This window comes from Leptothrix sp. (in: b-proteobacteria) (genome assembly GCF_965250675.1).
Taxonomy (GTDB): domain Bacteria; phylum Pseudomonadota; class Gammaproteobacteria; order Burkholderiales; family Burkholderiaceae_C; genus Sphaerotilus.
In genome coordinates, this window is the sequence record NZ_CBDFPH010000009.1 from 75962 (window position 1) to 93552 (window position 17591).

The 17591-nt window shown below is 65.9% G+C and carries 13 protein-coding genes, 2 pseudogenes and 1 riboswitch; of the genes and pseudogenes, 2 read left to right on the forward strand and 13 right to left on the reverse strand.

Features of this window, described 5'->3' with window-relative positions; translation table 11 throughout:
* Positions 1-14: 14 nt before the first annotated feature.
* The 12 genes and pseudogenes from atzF to AC5IG3_RS13755 all read right to left on the reverse strand — a co-directional run bounded on the left by atzF (position 15) and on the right by AC5IG3_RS13755 (position 12584).
* The gene (gene atzF / locus AC5IG3_RS13700; RefSeq protein WP_491906857.1) at positions 15-1838 is read right to left on the reverse strand and encodes an allophanate hydrolase; all 1824 of its coding nucleotides are present in this window, start codon (positions 1836-1838) and stop codon (positions 15-17) included.
* Between the two features lie 55 nt (positions 1839-1893).
* The gene (locus AC5IG3_RS13705; RefSeq protein ID WP_491906858.1) at positions 1894-3543 is read right to left on the reverse strand and encodes a carboxyltransferase domain-containing protein; all 1650 of its coding nucleotides are present in this window, start codon (positions 3541-3543) and stop codon (positions 1894-1896) included.
* Positions 3507-3887, reverse strand: a complete 381-nt coding sequence (locus tag AC5IG3_RS13710; protein WP_491906859.1) for a hypothetical protein — start codon at positions 3885-3887, stop codon at positions 3507-3509. The genes AC5IG3_RS13705 and AC5IG3_RS13710 overlap by 37 nt, the downstream gene beginning before the upstream one ends.
* A 410-nt stretch (positions 3888-4297) precedes the next feature.
* Positions 4298-4774, reverse strand: a pseudogene (locus tag AC5IG3_RS13715) (ATP-binding protein); the annotation flags it as partial.
* 55 nt (positions 4775-4829) lie between these two features.
* Positions 4830-5531, reverse strand: a pseudogene (locus AC5IG3_RS13720) (biotin carboxylase N-terminal domain-containing protein); the annotation flags it as partial.
* Between the two features lie 89 nt (positions 5532-5620).
* Complete coding sequence (locus AC5IG3_RS13725; protein WP_491906860.1) at positions 5621-6277, reverse strand: urea amidolyase associated protein UAAP2; 657 nt, start codon at positions 6275-6277, stop codon at positions 5621-5623.
* Positions 6278-6298: 21 nt separating this feature from the next.
* Positions 6299-7111 carry an urea amidolyase associated protein UAAP1 gene (locus tag AC5IG3_RS13730; RefSeq protein ID WP_491906861.1) on the reverse strand — a complete coding sequence of 271 codons (813 nt, stop codon included), beginning with the start codon at positions 7109-7111 and terminating at the stop codon, positions 6299-6301.
* 26 nt (positions 7112-7137) lie between these two features.
* A complete protein-coding gene (locus AC5IG3_RS13735; protein WP_491906862.1) occupies positions 7138-8007 on the reverse strand; it encodes an ABC transporter ATP-binding protein in 870 nt (289 codons plus the stop codon).
* A gap of 4 nt (positions 8008-8011) precedes the next feature.
* On the reverse strand, positions 8012-8800 hold the full coding sequence (locus AC5IG3_RS13740; protein WP_491906863.1) for an ABC transporter permease: 789 nt from the start codon (positions 8798-8800) through the stop codon (positions 8012-8014).
* A 19-nt stretch (positions 8801-8819) separates the two neighbouring features.
* Positions 8820-9854 (reverse strand): ABC transporter substrate-binding protein, encoded by a 1035-nt coding sequence (locus AC5IG3_RS13745; protein ID WP_491906864.1) that lies wholly within the window; start codon positions 9852-9854, stop codon positions 8820-8822.
* 64 nt (positions 9855-9918) lie between these two features.
* Positions 9919-10079: riboswitch (guanidine-I (ykkC/yxkD leader) on the reverse strand.
* A 207-nt stretch (positions 10080-10286) separates the two neighbouring features.
* Positions 10287-11129, reverse strand: coding sequence for a PA4780 family RIO1-like protein kinase (locus AC5IG3_RS13750; protein WP_491906865.1), 843 nt, complete (start codon positions 11127-11129; stop codon positions 10287-10289).
* A 36-nt stretch (positions 11130-11165) separates the two neighbouring features.
* Entirely contained in the window at positions 11166-12584 is a 1419-nt protein-coding gene (locus AC5IG3_RS13755; RefSeq protein WP_491906866.1) for a replication initiation protein, read from the reverse strand.
* Positions 12585-13373: 789 nt separating this feature from the next.
* Here AC5IG3_RS13755 and AC5IG3_RS13760 point away from each other — a divergent pair.
* Positions 13374-14612, forward strand: coding sequence for an AAA family ATPase (locus tag AC5IG3_RS13760; protein WP_491906867.1), 1239 nt, complete (start codon positions 13374-13376; stop codon positions 14610-14612).
* Complete coding sequence (locus AC5IG3_RS13765; RefSeq protein WP_491906868.1) at positions 14609-15643, forward strand: ParB/RepB/Spo0J family partition protein; 1035 nt, start codon at positions 14609-14611, stop codon at positions 15641-15643. Before AC5IG3_RS13760 ends, AC5IG3_RS13765 begins: the two co-directional genes overlap by 4 nt.
* A 40-nt stretch (positions 15644-15683) precedes the next feature.
* Here the strand turns inward: AC5IG3_RS13765 and AC5IG3_RS13770 are convergent, their stop codons facing one another.
* Positions 15684-17480, reverse strand: a complete 1797-nt coding sequence (locus AC5IG3_RS13770; RefSeq protein ID WP_491906869.1) for a site-specific integrase — start codon at positions 17478-17480, stop codon at positions 15684-15686.
* Between the last annotated feature and the right edge of the window lie 111 nt (positions 17481-17591).

Sequence of the window (17591 nt, forward strand, 5' to 3'; positions counted from 1 at the left end):
GTGGCGTCAGGACCTCACACCAGCGCCGCCCGCCACGCTCGCCAACCGCCGTACGCGGTGATGTCGGTGGCTCCTGCCAAGCCCGAGGCCTCGCAGATAAAGCCGCTGACCTCGCTGCCATCAGCCAGCAGCGTGCGGCCGATACCCAGCGGCGCGGGGATCGCGGCGACGAAGCTGCCGAACTCGCTGGCGGGCAGCTCCCACACCTCGACCTCGATGGCAGCGCCGCCCGCGTCGCCTTCGGCCACCCGCATCAGGCCCGGGCGCTTGCCATCGGTGAGCGCATGCAGGCGGTAGACCGGCGCGGTGCGCGTGGTGGACACCAGCCGTGCGCCGCGGTGAGTAAGCTGCGGGTTCAGCGGCATGCCGCTGAGGTGGGCGCCGCACACGGCCACACGCACCTGACCGCTCACGCTGGCGATCTCGGCAGCGGTGGGCAACGGTACCCCGGTGGCGCCCAGCGTGGCAGCCGAGCCGCTGAGGCCGGCCTGCCAGCGCGCGGCCAGGTGCAGCAGCGGCACGTCCTGGTGCGCGGGTGCGAACAGCGTGACGCCGAAGGGGTTGGCGCCCGGGCCCAGCGTGCCGTCCACGCGCGCGGCCGGCACGGCTACCGCGCTGTAGTCGAGCAGGTTCATGAAGTTGGTGTACCAGCCGAGTTCGCTGTTGCGCAGGATGGGCTCGGCCAGCATGGCTTCGATGCTCGGGTGACCGGGAGCGGTGGGCGCCAGCACGGCATCGACGTTCGGCCACAGCGCGTCATCGCAGCGGCGCTTGAGCGCCTTCAGACGGTACATCGCGGCAAAGGCATCGGCTGCCAGCGGCGTGGCACCACCGAGCGTGATCTCGCGCGTGACCGGGAACAGCGCTTGCGGCTGGGCATCGATGAAGCCGCGGATCGCCTGATAGCGCTCGGCCACCCACGGGCCTTCGTAGAGCAGGCGCGCGGTTTCGAGCAGCGGCTCGAAGTCGATCTCCACCAGCTCGGCGCCCAGGCTCACGGCATGGGCCACAGCGGCCTCGAAGCCCGCCGCCCAGGCCGGGTCGGTAAAACGGCGCTGCGCGGGCAGCGGCACACCCAGGCGCAGCGTGGCGCTGCGGCCGAAGTCGAAGCCGTGCGGCTCGGGCGCGCGGCTGTAGGGGTCTTGCGCGTCGAAGCCTTCGGCGGCGGCCAGCACGCGCTCGGCGTCGCTGGCCGTGAGCGCAAAGATCGACACCACGTCGAGCGATCGGCAGGCCGGCACCACGCCGTGGGTGGACAGCCGGCCGAGGCTGGGCTTGAGGCCCACCAGCTGGTTGAAGGCCGCGGGAACGCGGCCGGATCCTGCCGTATCGGTGCCCAGCGAGAAGCTCACCTGCCCGAGCGCCACGCTCACTGACGAGCCTGCGCTCGATCCACCCGACACCAGGGCCGGATCAAAGGCATTGCGGCAGGCGCCGTACGGCGAGCGCGTGCCGTTGAGCCCGGTGGCGAACTGGTCCAGGTTGGTCTTGCCGATGGCGATGGCACCGGCGTCGATCAGGCGCTGCACCACGGTGGCACTCGCCTCGGGCGTGTACGCAAACGCCGGGCAGGCGGCGGTGGTCGGCACACCGGCGAGGTCGATGTTGTCCTTGATGGCAAACGGCACGCCGTACAGCGGCAGGCGAGCTGCATCGGGCCGAGCCATCAACGCACGGGCTTCAGCGCGCAGCGCGTCGGCATCGCGGCGGTGGATCCAGGCGTGGTGCGGGTCGCTGGCGGTGGCGGCGATCACCTGCTCAATGACGTCGAGCGGCGTGTAGGTACCGGCGGCGTAGGCGGCTTGCAGGGTGCCGAGGTCGAGGGAGATGGGCGTCATGGTGGAGGTTGGGCTCAGGGTTTCGGGGGCGGGGTCCGGTGTGCAGGCGACGACGTCACAGGCCCTCGCTCAACACGACCACGTTCTGGCCCGCGCTCACCGCTGCACCTTCTCGGCAGCCCACGCTGAGCACGCGCCCGGCGATCGGCGCCACGACGGCGAATTCGGTCTTCATCGACTCGACCACCAGCAGCGTGTCGCCCGGCTGCACCGCCTGGCCAGGCTCGACCAGCACGCGCCAGACGCTGCCGGGCACCTGCGTGGCCACGGCGCGGGCGCCGTCGGGCACGGCGTCGTCGGCCGGTGCGGGCGGCGCATCGGCCTCGCCCACGTACTCGGCCTGGCCGGCCTCGCGCCAGCGCTCACGTTCCTCGGCAAAGGCCAGTCGCTGGGTGGCGCGAAAGGCGGCGATGCCTTCGGCTTCCGTGTCGAGAAACTGCTGGTAGGCCTGCAGCGAGAAGCGGCCCGCCTCGGTGCGCAGCCTGTGGCGGCCAGCGGGGAAGTCGCGGCGGATCTGCGCGAGTTCTTCGGGGCTGACGGGGTAGAAGCGGATCTGATCGAAGAAGCGCAGCAGCCAGGGCTTGCCGGGCTCGAAGTCCCCGGCGTCGCGCCAGCGGTTCCACATCTGCAGCGTGCGGCCGACGAACTGATAGCCGCCCGGGCCTTCCATGCCGTAGACGCACAGGTAGGCGCCGCCGATGCCCACCGCGTTCTCGGGCGTCCAGGTGCGCGCCGGGTTGTACTTGGTGGTGACGAGGCGATGACGCGGGTCCAGCGGCGTGGCCACCGGCGCGCCCAGGTAGACATCGCCCAGGCCCATCACCAGGTAGCGGGCGTCGAACACGGTGCGGTAGACCTCGTCGATGTGGGTCAGCCCGTTGATGCGGCGGATGAACTCGATGTTGCTCGGGCACCAGGGTGCGTCGGGCCGCACCGATTGCATGTACTTCTCGATCGCCAGCCGCGTGCTCGCGTCGTCCCACGACAGCGGCAGCCAGACGGTGCGCGAGGGCACGCTGAGCTGCTCGGTGGGGCCGAGCGCTTCATCGGCGGCGGTGAGCGCGGCCAGCAGCGCCTCGCGGCTGACCTGCGCCGGGTCGTAGTGCAACTGCAGCGAGCGGATGCCGGGTGTCAGATCGACGATGCCCGGCAGCGTGCCGGCCGCCTGCGCGGCCTGCAGCGACTGCATCAGCGCGTGCACGCGCAGGCGCAGCGCGATGTCGAGCACCAGCTCGCCCAGCTCCACCAGCAGGTAGCGATCGCCGGCCTGGCGCACCACCATCGCCGGGCGGCCCGGGGCGGCCGGGCGCTGCAGCAGGCGCGGATCGGTCAGCACGGGAGCGGTGGGCCAAGCGGGCTCGGACAGCGCTTGCAGCGCGCTCACTTGCGCCTCTTGCGCGGCCTGCAAGGCCAGCGCCTCGCTGTGGGCGATGGCGTGGAAGCGCACCGTGTCGCCGGGCTTCAGCTGGCCGAGCTTCCAGCGCTCCGCGGCCACCACCACGGCCGGGCAGACGAAGCCGCCCAGGCTCGGGCCGTCGGGGCCGAGGATCACGGGCATGTCGCCGGTGAAGTCGATGGCGCCGATGGCGTAGGCGTTGTCGTGGATGTTGGACGGGTGCAGGCCGGCCTCGCCGCCATCGTGGCGCGCCCACTGCGGCTTGGGGCCGATCAGGCGCACGCCGGTGCGGCTGGAGTTGTAGTGCACCTGCCAGTCGGTGGCGAAGAAGGTCGCCGACGTCGGGGTCGGTGAAGAAGTCGGGCGCGCCGTGCGGGCCGTAGAGCACGCCGATATCCCAGGCCGTCTGCAGCACCGGCGTCACACCCGCCGGCAGCGGCGCCGCCTCGGGCTCGGCCACTGCCTGCGCGCCCACGTGCAGCAGGTCGCCGGCGCGCAGCGTGCGCCCGCCGTGGCCGCCGAACTGGCCGAGCGTGAAGGTGGCCGCGCTGCCCAGGTACAGCGGGCACATCCAACCCACCGCGCACCGCCAGCGTGGCGCGCAAGCCAGCGCCCTGCACCTGGCCCAGGCGCAGCACCGCGCCCGCAGGCACGTGCCACGGCCTGGTTCAAGCGCAGCGGCGTCACCGTGCCATCGGCCAGCTCCAGCGTCGCCGTTCAACGCCGCACCGACCAGTGCCACCACCGTGGCGGCATGGGCGCGCAGCGTGGGGCCGCCGAGGGTGATCTCCAGCGCGGGCGCCGCACTCGCATTGCCCACCAGGCGGTTGGCCAGGCGGTGACTGAGGTCGTCCATCGGGCCGCTGGGCGGCACGCCCACGTCCCAGTGGTGCAGTGCGGCCGGGCCAGTCCTGCACGCTGGTCTGCACGCCCGGCTCCAGCACCTCCAGCGCCTGCGGTGCGTAGGCCAGCTCGCCCAGCGCTGCGCGTGACCAGCCGGCCCGCGATGACACGTGGCGTCGTTCGCCAGCGCCCGCAAATAGCGCAGATTGGTCTCGATGCCGGCCAGCCGCGTGTCGGCCAGCGCCTGCTGCAGCCGGGCCACCGCGTCGGCGCGGTCGCGGCCGGTGACGATCAGCTTGGCGATCATCGGGTCGTAGTGCGGCGGCACCTCGCTGCCGCGGCCGACCCAGGTCTCGATGCGCGCATCGGCCGGGAACACCACCTCGGTCAGCAGGCCCGCGCAGGGCTGGAACTGCCGCGCCGGGTCTTCGGCATAGAGGCGCACCTGGATCGACGCGCCTTGCGGCTCGGGCACCTGCAGCGCGAACACATCGCCACGCGCGAGCTGCACCATCCACGCCACCAGGTCGATGCCGGTCACCTGCTCGGTCACGCCGTGCTCGACCTGCAGCCGCGTGTTGACCTCGAGGAAGTAGAAGGCGCCGGTGTCGGCGTCGAGCACGTACTCCACCGTGCCGGCCGAGCGGTAGCTCACGGCTCGGCCCAGGCGCAGGGCAGAGTCGATCAGCAGCGACACGCGTCTCGGCGCTCAGGTGCGGCGCCGGGGTTTCTTCCACCACCTTCTGGTTGCGGCGCTGGGCTGAGCAGTCGCGCTCGCCCAGCGCGACGACCTCGCCGCGGCCGTCGCCGAACAGCTGCACCTCGATGTGGCGCGCGCGCTCGACGAACTTCTCCAGGAACAGGCCCGCGTCCTTGAAGTTGGCGCGCGCCAGCCGGGCCACGGCGGCAAACGCCGGCGCCATCTCGGCGGCGCTGCGGATCAGCCGCATGCCGATGCCGCCACCGCCGGCCGTGCTCTTGAGCATCACCGGGTAGCCGATGCGCTGCGCCTCGCGCTCTGCTTCAGCCACATCCGCCAGCAGGCCGCTGCCAGGCAGCAGCGGCACGCCGTGCGCCACCGCCAGCTCACGCGCGGTGTGCTTCAGGCCGAAGGCGCGCATCTGCGCGGGCGTGGGGCCGATGAACGCGATGCCGGCGGCCTCGCAGGCTTCGGCAAAACCGGGGTTCTCGGACAGGAAGCCGTAGCCGGGGTGGATGGCGCCCGCGCCGGTCTGCCGGGCTGCGGCCAGAATGGCCTCGGTGTCGAGGTAGCTCTGCGCGGCCGGGGCCGGGCCGATGCAGACGGCCACGTCGGCCTGCGCCACATGGGCCGAATCGGCATCGGCCTCGGAGTAGACCGCCACCGACTTGAGGCCCAGGGCCTTCAGGCTGCGGATGACGCGGCAGGCGATGGCGCCGCGGTTGGCGATCAGGACGGTGTCGAAAGAAGACATGGCGGAGTGACCTCGGGCCCATGAGCGGGTCGTCCCGCCGAATGAAGAATCGCTGCGCGAGTCGTCCCGCGCGCCAGCCCAAAGTGGGCTCAATCCCAGATCAGAAATTCGACCGGCGTGGGCTCGTAGGCGTTGCACGGGTTGTTGAGCTGCGGGCAGTTCGACACCAGCATGTAGACGTCCATCTCGGCGCGCAGCTCGACGTACTTGCCGGGGCCGCTGACCCCGTCGGCAAAGGTGAGCTGGCCGTCGGCGGTGACGGGCACGTTCATGAAGAAGTTGATGTTGGGCACCAGGTCGCGCTGGCCCAGGCCCACGTCGGCCTGCTGCAATGCGAGCAGGTAGTTGTCGCGGCAGCTGTGCATGAACTTCTTCTGCAGCGCGTAGCGCACGGTGTTGCTCTCGGCCGCGCAGGCGCCGCCCAGCGTGTCGTGGCGGCCGCAGGTGTCGGCCACGATCTCCAGCATCGGCCGGCCCAGGTTGCTCATCAGCACCGAGCCGGTGGTCAGGTAGATGCCGCCCTGGCGCAGCAGCGTATCGGTGGCGCTGTAGTGCTCGCTGGCGTCGTGGCGGGCGTAGAAGATGATGTCGACGGCCTGGTTGCCTTCGAGGTCGACGATGCGCAGGGTCTGGCCCTGCTTGATCTCGGTGAACCAGGGCTCGCCCGCGGGCTGGCGGTGGCGCCGTGTGGCGTCTTCGGGGCGCAGGGGGCTCTCTTGCAGGCGGATGGCGGTGGCGGTGCTCATGGCGTGTTCACTCCGGGGTGCTCAGCTGAGCGCAAAGGTGTCGCTGTTGTGCAGCGCGCGGGCGCACTCGGGGCGGAAGCGGCGGCACACATCGTCGGCCGGCGCCGGGCCGCAGCGCCAGGCGGCCACGCCCACCTTGCCGGGCGCATAACCGGGGCGCGGGTCCAGCGGGTGCGGCGCGGTGCTGAGGGCGACGATCACGTCCATGTCCATGCGCAGCTCCACCATCGCGCCCTTCACGGTGCGCTCGGCGTCGAACTGGAAGCGCCCTTCGGCGTCCACGCTGACCTTGCTGAACAGGTTGACCGGCGCAATCTGGTCGCGCGCGGTCAGGCCGTGCTTGCCGGTCTCGATCAGCAGGCCGTCGCGGCCGCTGCGCTGCATCGCGTTGCGGTGGGCCTCGTAGCGGCGCTCGCCGTACTTGGCCTCCATCGTGGGTGTGTCGAGCAGCGCGCCCAGCGGGTCGTGCCAGCCCAGCGTGTCCTGCGTGAACGAGGCCATGCTGCGGCCGTTCTCGCTCATCAGCACATGGCCGGCGCGGTAGTGCGCGGTGTGCTGGGCCTTGAGGCTGTCGGGCATGTTGTAGCGCTCCAACGTGCTGTGCGCGGCGTAGAGCACCAGCGAGACATTGGCGCGCTCATCCAGCGCCACGAAGCGCAGCGCGGTGCCGCGCGACAGGCGCCAGCTCCAGTGCGCGCCGCCGGGCAGGGTCTCGCTCCAGACCACGCGGTCGGCGGGCAGCTCGGGGGCAAAACGCCGCCAGTGCGCGATGGCGTCTACCGGCTGCTGGGCGGGCGGGTTGTCGAGGGTGTGTTCGGGGTGGTGCAGGCTCATGGCGAAACAGCTCACTCGGTGACGATTCAGGTGTCGAGTTGGGTATCGAGGGTGCCCTGCGACAGCTTGCGCAGCAGCTCGAAATCGGTCTTCATGCCGGAGGTCTCGCGGATGCGGTCGAGGATCTCGCGCTTGAGCGCGACGAACTCGGGGGCGAGCTTCATCTCCTGCGTGCGCTCGGCCGGCAGCGGCACCTCGTAGATCGTGTCGATGCGGCCCGGGCGGGGCGCCATCAGCACGATGCGCTGGCCGAGGTAGATGGCTTCCTCCACGTCGTGGGTGACGAAGACGATGGTGCTGCGCTCCAGCCGGTGCACGTGCAGGATCAGGTCGTGCATGACCTCGCGCGTCTGTGCGTCGAGCGCGCCGAAGGGCTCGTCCATCAGCAGCATCTGAGGCTGGCCCATCAGCGCACGGGCGATCGCCACGCGCTGCTGCATGCCGCCAGAGAGCTGGTTGGGATAGGCCTTGGCCGAAGCAGTCAGGCCCATCAGCCGCAGCAGCGCATCGGCACGGCCCGAGGCGGCTTCCACATCACTCAGGCTGCGATCGCGGGTGTGGGCGCTGAGCTGGCGGCAGAAGCGGATGTTGTCGATCACGTTCAGCCAGGGGTAGAGGCTGTAGTGCTGGAAGACCATCGCGCGGTCCTGGCCCGGCCCGGTGATGGGCACGCCATCGACCTTGACCGCGCCGCGGCTGTGCGATTCCAGCCCGGCGATGGTGCGCAGCAGCGTCGACTTGCCGCAGCCCGAGGCGCCCACGAAGGTGACGAACTCGTTGGGCCGGATGGCGAGGTTCACGTCCTGCAAGGCGGTGACGGCCTTGGCGCCCTCGCCAAAGAATTTCCAGACGCCTTCACAGGCGATCTTCGCGGCAGTATCAAAAGGTGAGCTCATGGCATCAGCTGCGCAGGTAAAGCCAGGGGAAGGCCTTGCGGTGGGCGAGGCGGAACAGCTGGTCAATGGCCAGGCCGATGAAGCCGATCAGCAGGATGCCGGCGAAGATCTTGTCGGTCTGCAGGAAGCGTTGCGCCTTCAGGATCGAGAAGCCCAGGCCCGAGTTGGCAGCCACCAGCTCGGCCACCACGAGGTAGGTCCAGGCCCAGCCCATGGTGACGCGCAGGGTGTCGAGCAGCGCCGGCTTGGCCGAGGGCAGGATCACCTTCTCGACCACCTCGCGGGTGGTCGCGCCCATCGTGTGTGCCGCCTCGATCTGCGCCATCGGCACGCGGCGCACGTCCTCGGCCACCATCAGCACCATCTGGAAGAAGGTGCCGATGAAGATGATGGCCACCTTGGCGCCTTCATCGATGCCCACCCACAGCATCACCAGCGGAATGAAGGCCACCGCCGGCATGTAGCGGATGAAGTCGGTCAGCGGCTCCAGCAGCGCCTGCACCGCGCGCCAGCTGCCGATGCACAGGCCCAGCGGCAGGGCGATTACCGCCGACAGGGCCCAGCCCGCCACCACGCGCCAAGTGCTGATGGCCATGTCACTGAGCAGGCCGTCAGCGCTGAACCAGGTGCCGATACGGGCCAGCACCTTGGCCGGACCCGGCAGGAACACCGGGTCCACGGCTTCGGACGCAGACAACAGCACCCAGCCCAGCAAGGGCAAGAGCAGGCCCAACGCCGCCAGCACCCAATACGCGCTGGTGGGAATGGCCTGGCGGGGAGAGGTCCAGCTCATGGGCGTGGGCTTTCAGGGCTTACTTCAGGGCGTCGGCCAGCAGCGAGGCGTCGATGCCCTTCGCCGCATCGGGTACGCCCTCGATCAGCTTGTGCTCCTTCAGGAAACCGAGCACCTTGGGCGTCACGCCCACCAGCGAGGTGGGCTGCGCCGGGTCGAGCGCGGCCTTGTTGGCGGCAGCGTCGAAGAACTTGGTGCCGGGCATGAAGACCTGGTATTCATCGGGCTTCATGCTGACCACCTTGGCCATGATCTTGGCGGCTTCGGCGGGTTGTTCCTTGATGAACTTCTCGGTGTCGAACCAGGCCTTGATCATGCCGACTAGGTCTTTGCGCTTGGCAGCAATGGCTTTCTCCTGCGCCACCAGCAGGTCTGGCACCAGACCGGGCATGTCCTTCGACGTGAACAGCGCGCGGCCCTTGCCGCTGCGGGTGATCTGGTCGATCCAGGGGTTCCACACCACGGCGGCGTCCACCTTGCCACCCAGGAAGGCGGCTGCCGCATCACCGGCGGCCAGGTTGACGATCTTCACGTCGCTGGGCTTCAGGCCGTTGGCTGCCAAGGCATTGGCCAGCACAAAGTGCGAGATGCTGAACTGCTCCAGCGCCACCTGTTTGCCCTTGAGTTCGGCAAAGGACTTGATCTTGGGCGAGACCAGCAATGCGTCGTTGCCGGCCGAGTTGTCGTTGACCAGGATGGTCTTCAACTTGATGCCCTTGGCGAGCGGGCCCAGGGTGTCGGACCAGGTCTGCGAGTTGGCATCAAGCTGGCCGGCCGACAGCGCCGAGACCGAGTCGGTGTAGTTGGCGAACCAGACCAGCTTGACGTCGGCGCCGTGCTTCTTGAAGTAGCCCTTCTGCTCGGCCACGTACCAGGCCACCCAGCCCGGCCAGTCGGAGACACCGACCTTCACTTCGGCCGCCGCAGGAGCGCTGGCGCCCAGCGCAGCGGCGAATACGGCGACCGCCCCGAGGTGTGCCGCCAGGCGAGCACGCCAGCTCGTGCCGGACGAAGAACGGGAAGCAGACTTGCGCGTGGTGAATTGTTCAGGCATCAAAAGCTCCATCAGGTCGGTTGACAAGAAACGCAGCGGGAGACGGCACCTCACAACGAAGTGTTTCTCCCGGGCTTTTGTCCCGCCGTGGAGCCTGACCACCATCAGCACCCTGATCAGCCGATCAAGAAGCACAGGGTGATTGAGGCCGGTTGCTCTCGGACCAGCACGCGCTGAATGACTGTTTGCAGCCAGACAGGCGCCGGAACCCTAGCGACCCTTCGGTGAGCGATGCGACATCGCTTTCCGTTCAAGACTCAGCAAATGCTGTGCCAATTCCTCCAGCACTACGCAGGCCCAGTGCAGCTGAGCCCACTGCACCATTCACAGGCGAAATGAGCGACCGTTGCCCGTCAACAGTGCACTCTGACGCGCACTGCGCACCAATCGACGTGCGTCACTGCCATCTCTGAAACACTCGGCGCTGCGATCTCAAGACTGCATGCGCAGTTGACGCGCGGCTTCCTCATCGCGGGCGTCATCGATCTCGCGCAGCACGCCGCGCAGGTCGACTGAACCGGTCTGGCGCTCGAAGCGGCCAGTCAGCGCGACTTCGGTCGACAGCATGCCGCGCTCGTAGAGGCTCCAGATTTCCGGGCCATAGGCAGTGGGCAGCAGGTCGGGCGCGAAGCGGCCGAAGAAGTCCCGCAGGTTGTCGACGTCGCGCAGCAGCATGCGTGGCGCATGGTTGTTGCCGGCGGCGTCCACCGCCTGGGGCAGGTCGATGATGACCGGACCGTCGGCGGCCAGCAGGATGTTGAACTCCGACAGGTCGCCGTGCACGACACCGGCGCACAGCATGCGCACCACTTCTGTCAACAGCGTGGCGTGGTGCTGGCGGGCCTGCTCGGGCGTGAACTGGACGTCGTTGAGGCGCGGTGCGGCGTCGCCATGTTCGTCGGTCACCAACTCCATCAACAGCACGCCGTCATGGAAGTTGTAGGGCCGGGGCACGCGCACGCCGGCGGCGGCCAGGCGGTAGAGCGCATCGACCTCGGCGTTCTGCCAGGCTTCCTCCTGTTTTTCGCGGCCGTAACGTGTGCCCTTGGCCATGGCGCGCGCCTGGCGGGTGTTCTTGACCTTGCGGTTTTCGGTGTAGTCCACCGCCTGGCGGAAGCTGCGCTGGGTGGCTTCCTTGTAGACCTTGGCGCAGCGGGTGTCGTCGCCGCAGCGCACCACGTAGACCATGGCTTCCTTGCCGCTCATGAGCTGGCGCACCACCGTGTCGATAAAGCCTTCTTCAACCAGGGACTGCAATCTTTGGGGTGGTTTCATGGCCGCGATTTTGCGCCCTGCCCCTGCGCCGACCGACTAGAGCGCATCCCCCAGCTCGGCGGCAATGCCCAACAGCTGCTGCGGCGTGGGCTTGTCCCACTGATCGCCGAGCGTGCCGACCGCGTAATAGCGCACCATTTCGTGCAGCACCATCGGATGCTGCCAGCCGCTGGTCTGCAGGCGCTTGCGGATCGAGGGATGCACGTGGCGCGCATCCATGTCCGCCAGCAGGTCCTCGACCAAGGTGGTCTGGGCCTCGACCGACAGGCTTGCGATGTCGTCCACCACCTGTTCACGGCGGCGGCGTATCCACTCCTCGGCCCAGCGGGCCTGACGCCGGGTCTGAATCTCGCGGCTCTCGGGGCTCTTCGGATCAGACTTGGCCTGCACCTCAGCCGCCTTGACATTGGCACGCTTGACTTCCGCAGGCATCAGGCTGCGCAGGTAGCGATACGGATCGCGCACCGGGGCCGGAAACGCGGTCGCAGCCCGCGTGGCCAGCAGGTCCAGGCCCGATTGCACCGCAGGGGCGCCGTACTCGCCGATCAGTTCCTCGGCCTTGTCATCCTCCACCCCCAGCTTGCCCGCCTCGGCGACCAGGGTCAGGTCCACCGGCTCAGGCGACTGGCTCAGTGGCTGAGACGACACCTTCTTCGGTTGGATCAGGAACTGGATCTCGCTGATGAAGCGCCCTTCCTTGTACTCCTGCAACTCCACGTCCAGATCCGTCACAGCACTGACTTCGGCGATGGCCAGTTTCAGGGTGTCGCGCTTGAAGATGCGGTACTCCAGCCGCGCCGTCCGCTCGGTCTCGGGCTGACCGGTCAGCACCGGACGCCACCACCGCCAGTGCTGGCGTGACGTTCGACCGATATCCTTGTAGCGCGTGCAGATCTCGTAGAGCGCAATCCCCGCGTGTGAGCGCAGCTGGCTGATCACTTCCAGCTTCAGGCGCGCAAAGACCGTCGGCGCCAGCAACTCCTGCTTCAAGTTCACCGCATACGACCACTCGACCCAGACCTGGCCGCGCTCCTTGGTCAGCTTGGCATGTGCCAGCAGACCCGAGACATTCCAGGCACTGCCTTCCCCGGTGGTGGGCGACTGCCACTCCACCGTGGTGGACACCATCGCCCGCAGGTGCTTCTTGATCAGCGCATGGTCGTTGGAGTCGAAGTCGACCCCCCGCACGACCCGCTCCAGCGGGGTGCGAAAGACGTCCTTGTCAAAGCCCTGTTCCTGCGCTTCATACAAGAGCACGTTGTAGCTTTTGCGTCCGAGCGAGGTGATGCGCGTCGACTTGGGCACGATCGCCAGCGTATTGACCGGCTTGCGCAGCGTGTCTGGTGGCGGCGATTCGACGGTCTGGTTCGTCTTGGCAGCCGCCTTCCTGCGGGAAACCCGTCGTGCAGTTGCGACGGACGCGGGTGAACGAGCCGCATCAGCGGCGTCAGTCACATCAGCGAGTGAGTGAAAAGTGTCTGGGCTGTCAGCCATGTCAAGCACTTTACCTCACAGGTGAATCAGCATTTCACATGAGCAGCGTCTGAGCCGCCACACCGAGGTGACCCACTCATCCCGAATATGCTCACATGAACGACTCAAGTCCACTGCCCTTCAGCGGTTTCATCCCGCCGTTCTGGTCCCGAATAGCCTCACTTCACAGGGAGCGACATGGCAGTTGTCATGCTCACAGAGGGGGATGAATCTGGACCCGAAAAACCTCACATCAAGCGTGTGACGCATCACACAAACGCCCGAACACAGTCCGCACTTTCTTCCTGAAAAGCCTCACGTGAGCGATGCACAGGTTCCGCGCAGCAGACAGCTGGCGCATCAGAAGGTCCTCGCACATCTCCTCCTGTTTCCATGCATGTTTCAGCCTGAAAACTCTCCACTGACTCCTGTTTGCACTCACGCCTGAACCTGAAAACACTCCGATCGATCCCGAATCTACTCACTCAAATCAACGTAAGCTGTTGATTTTCAAAACAAATATTGAGGTTAAAGGTATTAAAGGGATTCAAAGAGTTCAGATTTTTTTAAACCCAGAGGTGATCAGAAAAGAGTCACAACAGCTGCAGAAACATCCTTCAGACCTCCACGAGGCCGGACTTACTTTCCAAGCAGCCCATCTGTTGACACAATGCAATTCATGCAACGTGCAGCCGTCAAATGCGCGTTGATCAACGCATAAGGAACTTTCCTGTGGACAGATTGACTTTCAAACCACCCAAGCCAATCACGTTGGGGGACATTGCCGATCAGGCGGAACGCGCTGTGGCCATGATGGAGCAAATCCGTGCGGCCATGCTGGCGCCGACAGCCCGCAAGGCCTCACCGGTGTTCAACCTCAGCCAACTTGCCGCCATGTGCGGCATCGAAAAAGGCTCGTTGAGCCATCGACAAGGCAAAGGTGATTTGCCCGCAGGCAAGTTGAACGAATCAGGCACGCGCAGAGAGTTCAGCTTGACGGAAGCGCGTACATGGATCCGCGAGTACCGCAAAGATTACCTGAGGCCCACAGGCGCTGAAGCCATCACCATCAGCATCGGCAACTTCAAGGGGGGTGTCAGCAAGACCACAACGGCCATGACCCTGGCTCAGGGACTGTCGCTTCTGGGGCATCGCGTGTTGGTGATCGACACCGACCCGCAAGGATCGCTCACGACATTGTTCGGAATTCTTCCAGACACTGAAGTTGAGGAAGAGGAGACCATCCTCCCGCTGGCCATGGGGACCGAGACATCGATCCGCTATGCGATTCGGTCAACTTACTGGGATGGCATCGACCTGGTTGCTGCGGCTCCTGTGCTGTTCGGTGCAGAGTTCGCGTTGCCTGCGCGGCAGACTCAGGAACCGGGGTTCGAGTTCTGGCGTGTTCTGGATCTCGGCATCGATGACGTGCGTAGCGACTATGACGTGATCGTGATAGACACGCCACCTGCCCTGTCCTACACCACCATCAATGCCTTCATGGCCTCCAACGGCATCATCATGCCGCTTCCGCCCAATGCACTGGACTTTGCCTCCGCATCGCAGTTCTGGAGTCTTTTTTCGGACCTGACCTCTGAGCTTCTGACCAAGCGCGGACTGACCAAGGACTTCGACTTCATTCACGTGCTGTTGGCGCGGGTGGATTCGACCGACTCTGCGAGCAACATCGTTCGTCAATGGATCGGCCAGACCTATGCAGAAAAAGTGCTGCCGGTGGAGATTCCGAAGACAGCCGTCACCGGTGTGACAGCCGCCGAGTTCGGGACTGTCTACGACGTTGCTCGCTACGACGGTTCGGCCAAGACATTCAAGCGCGCACGCGACGCCTATGACTCGTTTGTCGGCCACATTGAGGGCTCCATTCGGTCCGTCTGGTCCAAGCAGGTGGATCAGTCCGCAGCGCAAAAAGGCACTAAGGCAGGGGTGTTGAACGGTTCAACACCCTCGATCAAGCCCACCATCACACCACGTCATGGAGTCAAGCGATGAGCAAGAAACTGGCTGCGAAGGCCGGGATGATCATGGGGTTGCCGCGGGCGGTCGAGGTCTCTCATCGCTCCGATGTCGATCTGATGCGGCCCAAGACGGCACCGGGCTCGATGTTGCAATTCATGTCGACCCAATCTGCTGCCATCAAGGAGGCCGACGAACTGCGTGAGCAATTGAAGGAGTTCGAGGGCACCACGCCGGTCAAACTGCTGGATGCACGCGAGGTGCGCCCGTCGAGGTGGGCCAACCGTCACCAGTCATCGTTTGAGAGTGCAGATTTTGCGCAACTGATGATCGACATCGAGGCCGCTGGTGGCAACGTCCAACCCATCCGGGTCCGGCCTTTGGCACAGGTGTTGAACGGTTCAACACCCGAGGCTGGACTGAGCCCCGAGGTGCGTTATGAGGTGGTATACGGCCATCGGCGGCACCGGGCCTGTCTGGAACTTGGCATTCCAGTGCGTGCGTTGATTGAGGATGCGACGGATCAGGAGCTGTTCGAAGCCATGGAGCAGGAGAACCGGGGACGCAAGAACCTGAGTGCCTGGGAGCAGGGCTGCATGTACCGCAAGGCTTTGGATGAAGGCCTGTATCCTTCGCTGCGCAAGCTGGCCGAGGCGGTTCACGTCGATGTCTCTATGGTCTCCAAGAGCCTGGCCTTGGCACGGCTCCCCATGGCGGTCATCGATGCGTTCCCTTCACCGATCGACATCCAGTTCAGGTGGGCCCAGCCCTTGGGCGAGGCGCTGCAGAAGGACCCCGAGGCGGTGATGGAACGGGCGCGTCAACTGACGGCCGCTGGCGAAAACCTGGCTGCAGCGCAAATTTTTGATGCGCTGACCAAGCTGAAGACAAAAGTGTTGAACCGTTCAACACCCGAGATCCACGAGATAGGCAAGGGCGCCAAGTCGATGGCCACGATGACCACCGATGCCAAAGGTGGGCTGCAGCTGAAGTTTGCACCTGGCGTCGTGCCTGATGCCAAGCGCAAGGAATTGATCAAGTTGATCGAGAACTTCCTGAAGGGCTGAAGCAGATCCAGCCCTGCAGAAGGTGAAGGTCGGGCTGCCGTTACTCCGGCAGTCCCCCAAAAGCTGCGTTCATCAACTCCTGCACTCTTTCGAGCTGTGCACTGCTGTAACGCGCGGTGGTGCGTGGGTCTGCATGCCCGAACTGCTGTTGCACGACATCCAGGGGTGTGCCTCGTTCAACCGCCCGGGTCCCGCAGGTATGGCGTAGCCAGTGGGGTGAGGCGCGCTGGGCTTCTGTGCGCGCCAGCAAGTCCAGATCGGCAAAACGGATCGCCCGCAGCATCCATGTCTTCATGGTTTGGTACAGCGTGGCGTAGGTGATGGGGAGAGCCGCATCGCGAGTGCTGGCCAGGACAGGTAGTGTTGAAGAGGCTTGCCCCAGTGGTGGCAGTTGCCGTGACACCAGATACGACTCCAGCGCCTGGATGGCCTGATGGGGCACGGCAATGACACGGTTCCTGGCGCCCTTGCCATGAACCTGCATGGACCAGTGGCCCTTGTGACGACGGAAAGCGCCCAGTGTGGACTGCACCAACTCGGTCGATCGCAGGCCTGTCGCTTCGACGAACGAGAGAATGAAACGCATGCGCTGAAGCGATGCAGGGGCGTGGGCCTGCGAGGCCTGGTCGTCCAGATAAGCCAGGATGGAGGCCCATGCCTCGGGCGTGAAGGCGCGCGACTCGTGCATGCTGCGGTCGCGCTCATCCCCCAGACGCTTGTTGACCAGCAGCCAGGGGTTGCGGCCACTCAGATAGCCTGTCGCAGTCAGCCACTCGAAAAAACTGCCCAGAACGATGAGGGCCTGCCGACGGCTGTTTGTGCTGAGGGGGCCCCGAAATGGCGCCCATCCTTGCGCCAGTGGCGACGACTGACGCCGAGAAATCCATGCACTGGGAATCGTTGCCAGGAAGGTCATGTAATCGATGCAATCTTCGACCTGCAGGTCACCCAGGCTCTTGCCACGCTCATGGTGAAGCCATAGCAGCAGGCGCCGGCATTCGCGTCGATAGCTCAGTACCGTGGCTTGGCTTCCTGACTTTGCCGTGATCCAGGTTTCAATCACCTGCGCATCTGTGCGTGCCTGCGTCAGGCGTGCGGCGACTTGAACTTCAACGCCGAGGGGCGAACTCTCAAGACGCGGAGCTGCAAAAAAACGAAACTCACGCGAGGTGGTGGACTGCTGAACTTCCGTGGCCGGCATTTCAAATGGCGGACGTCCGCTGGAGCGAGGCATGGGGAGCAACACGGCAAGATGGGCCCGCAGCCCGGCCGCCTTGACAGCGCCAACGGCGGGAATCCCTGTCCACCAGCGGCCGCCTTGGTCGATGCGCTCCTGCAGATCTTGAAGCAGCAGCATGCCGCACCGCTGCAAGCGATCTGACATGGCCGGATCAAACCAGGCTGCGATCGGATCGCTCGGTCGTGCGGCTTGTGCGGCGACCGTTTCAAGCTCGCGCAGCAGGACGAGTTGTCGCTCCCGCAATCGTTGTCGCCGTTCAGTTTTGGCATCGAGTGGCCAAGCTTCCCGATACAACTCAAGGACTTCGGATTCGCTCCAGCCTTCAAGGTCGCGCTCGATGACGAAGTCATCCAGTGAGGGCCGCATGGGTGCGTCACGCAGCCGAATCGTCAGGCCAACCAGACGCCATGCCTTGTCGCCGCGACGTCGCGCCAGCGAGCGCAAATGCTCGACGATGGCCCGGTGGAGCGGGCGAGCGGCATGTCCATGCTCGACGCCCAGATAGCGCGCTGCCGCCTCGGCAATCGTCGTCCCTTCGGCGACGGCGCGCAGATGGGCGAAATGATGCAGCCCCAGTCGTTGGAGCGTTGTCTTCATGGGGCGTGGACCTAAAGCTTTGATTTCAAAGGCCGAGGTCTCCCGGAAAATGGAGGGGTCTCTTTTTGACGGCTTTTTTTAACATCAAGATTATTGCGCTTATCTTGGTGT

Bases quoted from the DNA above. Each gene is read 5' to 3' on its own strand.
- atzF (WP_491906857.1), bottom strand. From the start codon at position 1,838: ATGACGCCCATCTCCCTCGACCTCGGCACCCTGCAAGCCGCCTACGCC.
- AC5IG3_RS13725 (WP_491906860.1), bottom strand. From the start codon at position 6,277: ATGAGCACCGCCACCGCCATCCGCCTGCAAGAGAGCCCCCTGCGCCCC.
- AC5IG3_RS13730 (WP_491906861.1), bottom strand. From the start codon at position 7,111: ATGAGCCTGCACCACCCCGAACACACCCTCGACAACCCGCCCGCCCAG.
- AC5IG3_RS13735 (WP_491906862.1), bottom strand. From the start codon at position 8,007: ATGAGCTCACCTTTTGATACTGCCGCGAAGATCGCCTGTGAAGGCGTC.
- AC5IG3_RS13740 (WP_491906863.1), bottom strand. From the start codon at position 8,800: ATGAGCTGGACCTCTCCCCGCCAGGCCATTCCCACCAGCGCGTATTGG.
- AC5IG3_RS13745 (WP_491906864.1), bottom strand. From the start codon at position 9,854: ATGCCTGAACAATTCACCACGCGCAAGTCTGCTTCCCGTTCTTCGTCC.
- AC5IG3_RS13750 (WP_491906865.1), bottom strand. From the start codon at position 11,129: ATGAAACCACCCCAAAGATTGCAGTCCCTGGTTGAAGAAGGCTTTATC.
- AC5IG3_RS13765 (WP_491906868.1), top strand. From the start codon at position 14,609: ATGAGCAAGAAACTGGCTGCGAAGGCCGGGATGATCATGGGGTTGCCG.
- AC5IG3_RS13770 (WP_491906869.1), bottom strand. From the start codon at position 17,480: ATGAAGACAACGCTCCAACGACTGGGGCTGCATCATTTCGCCCATCTG.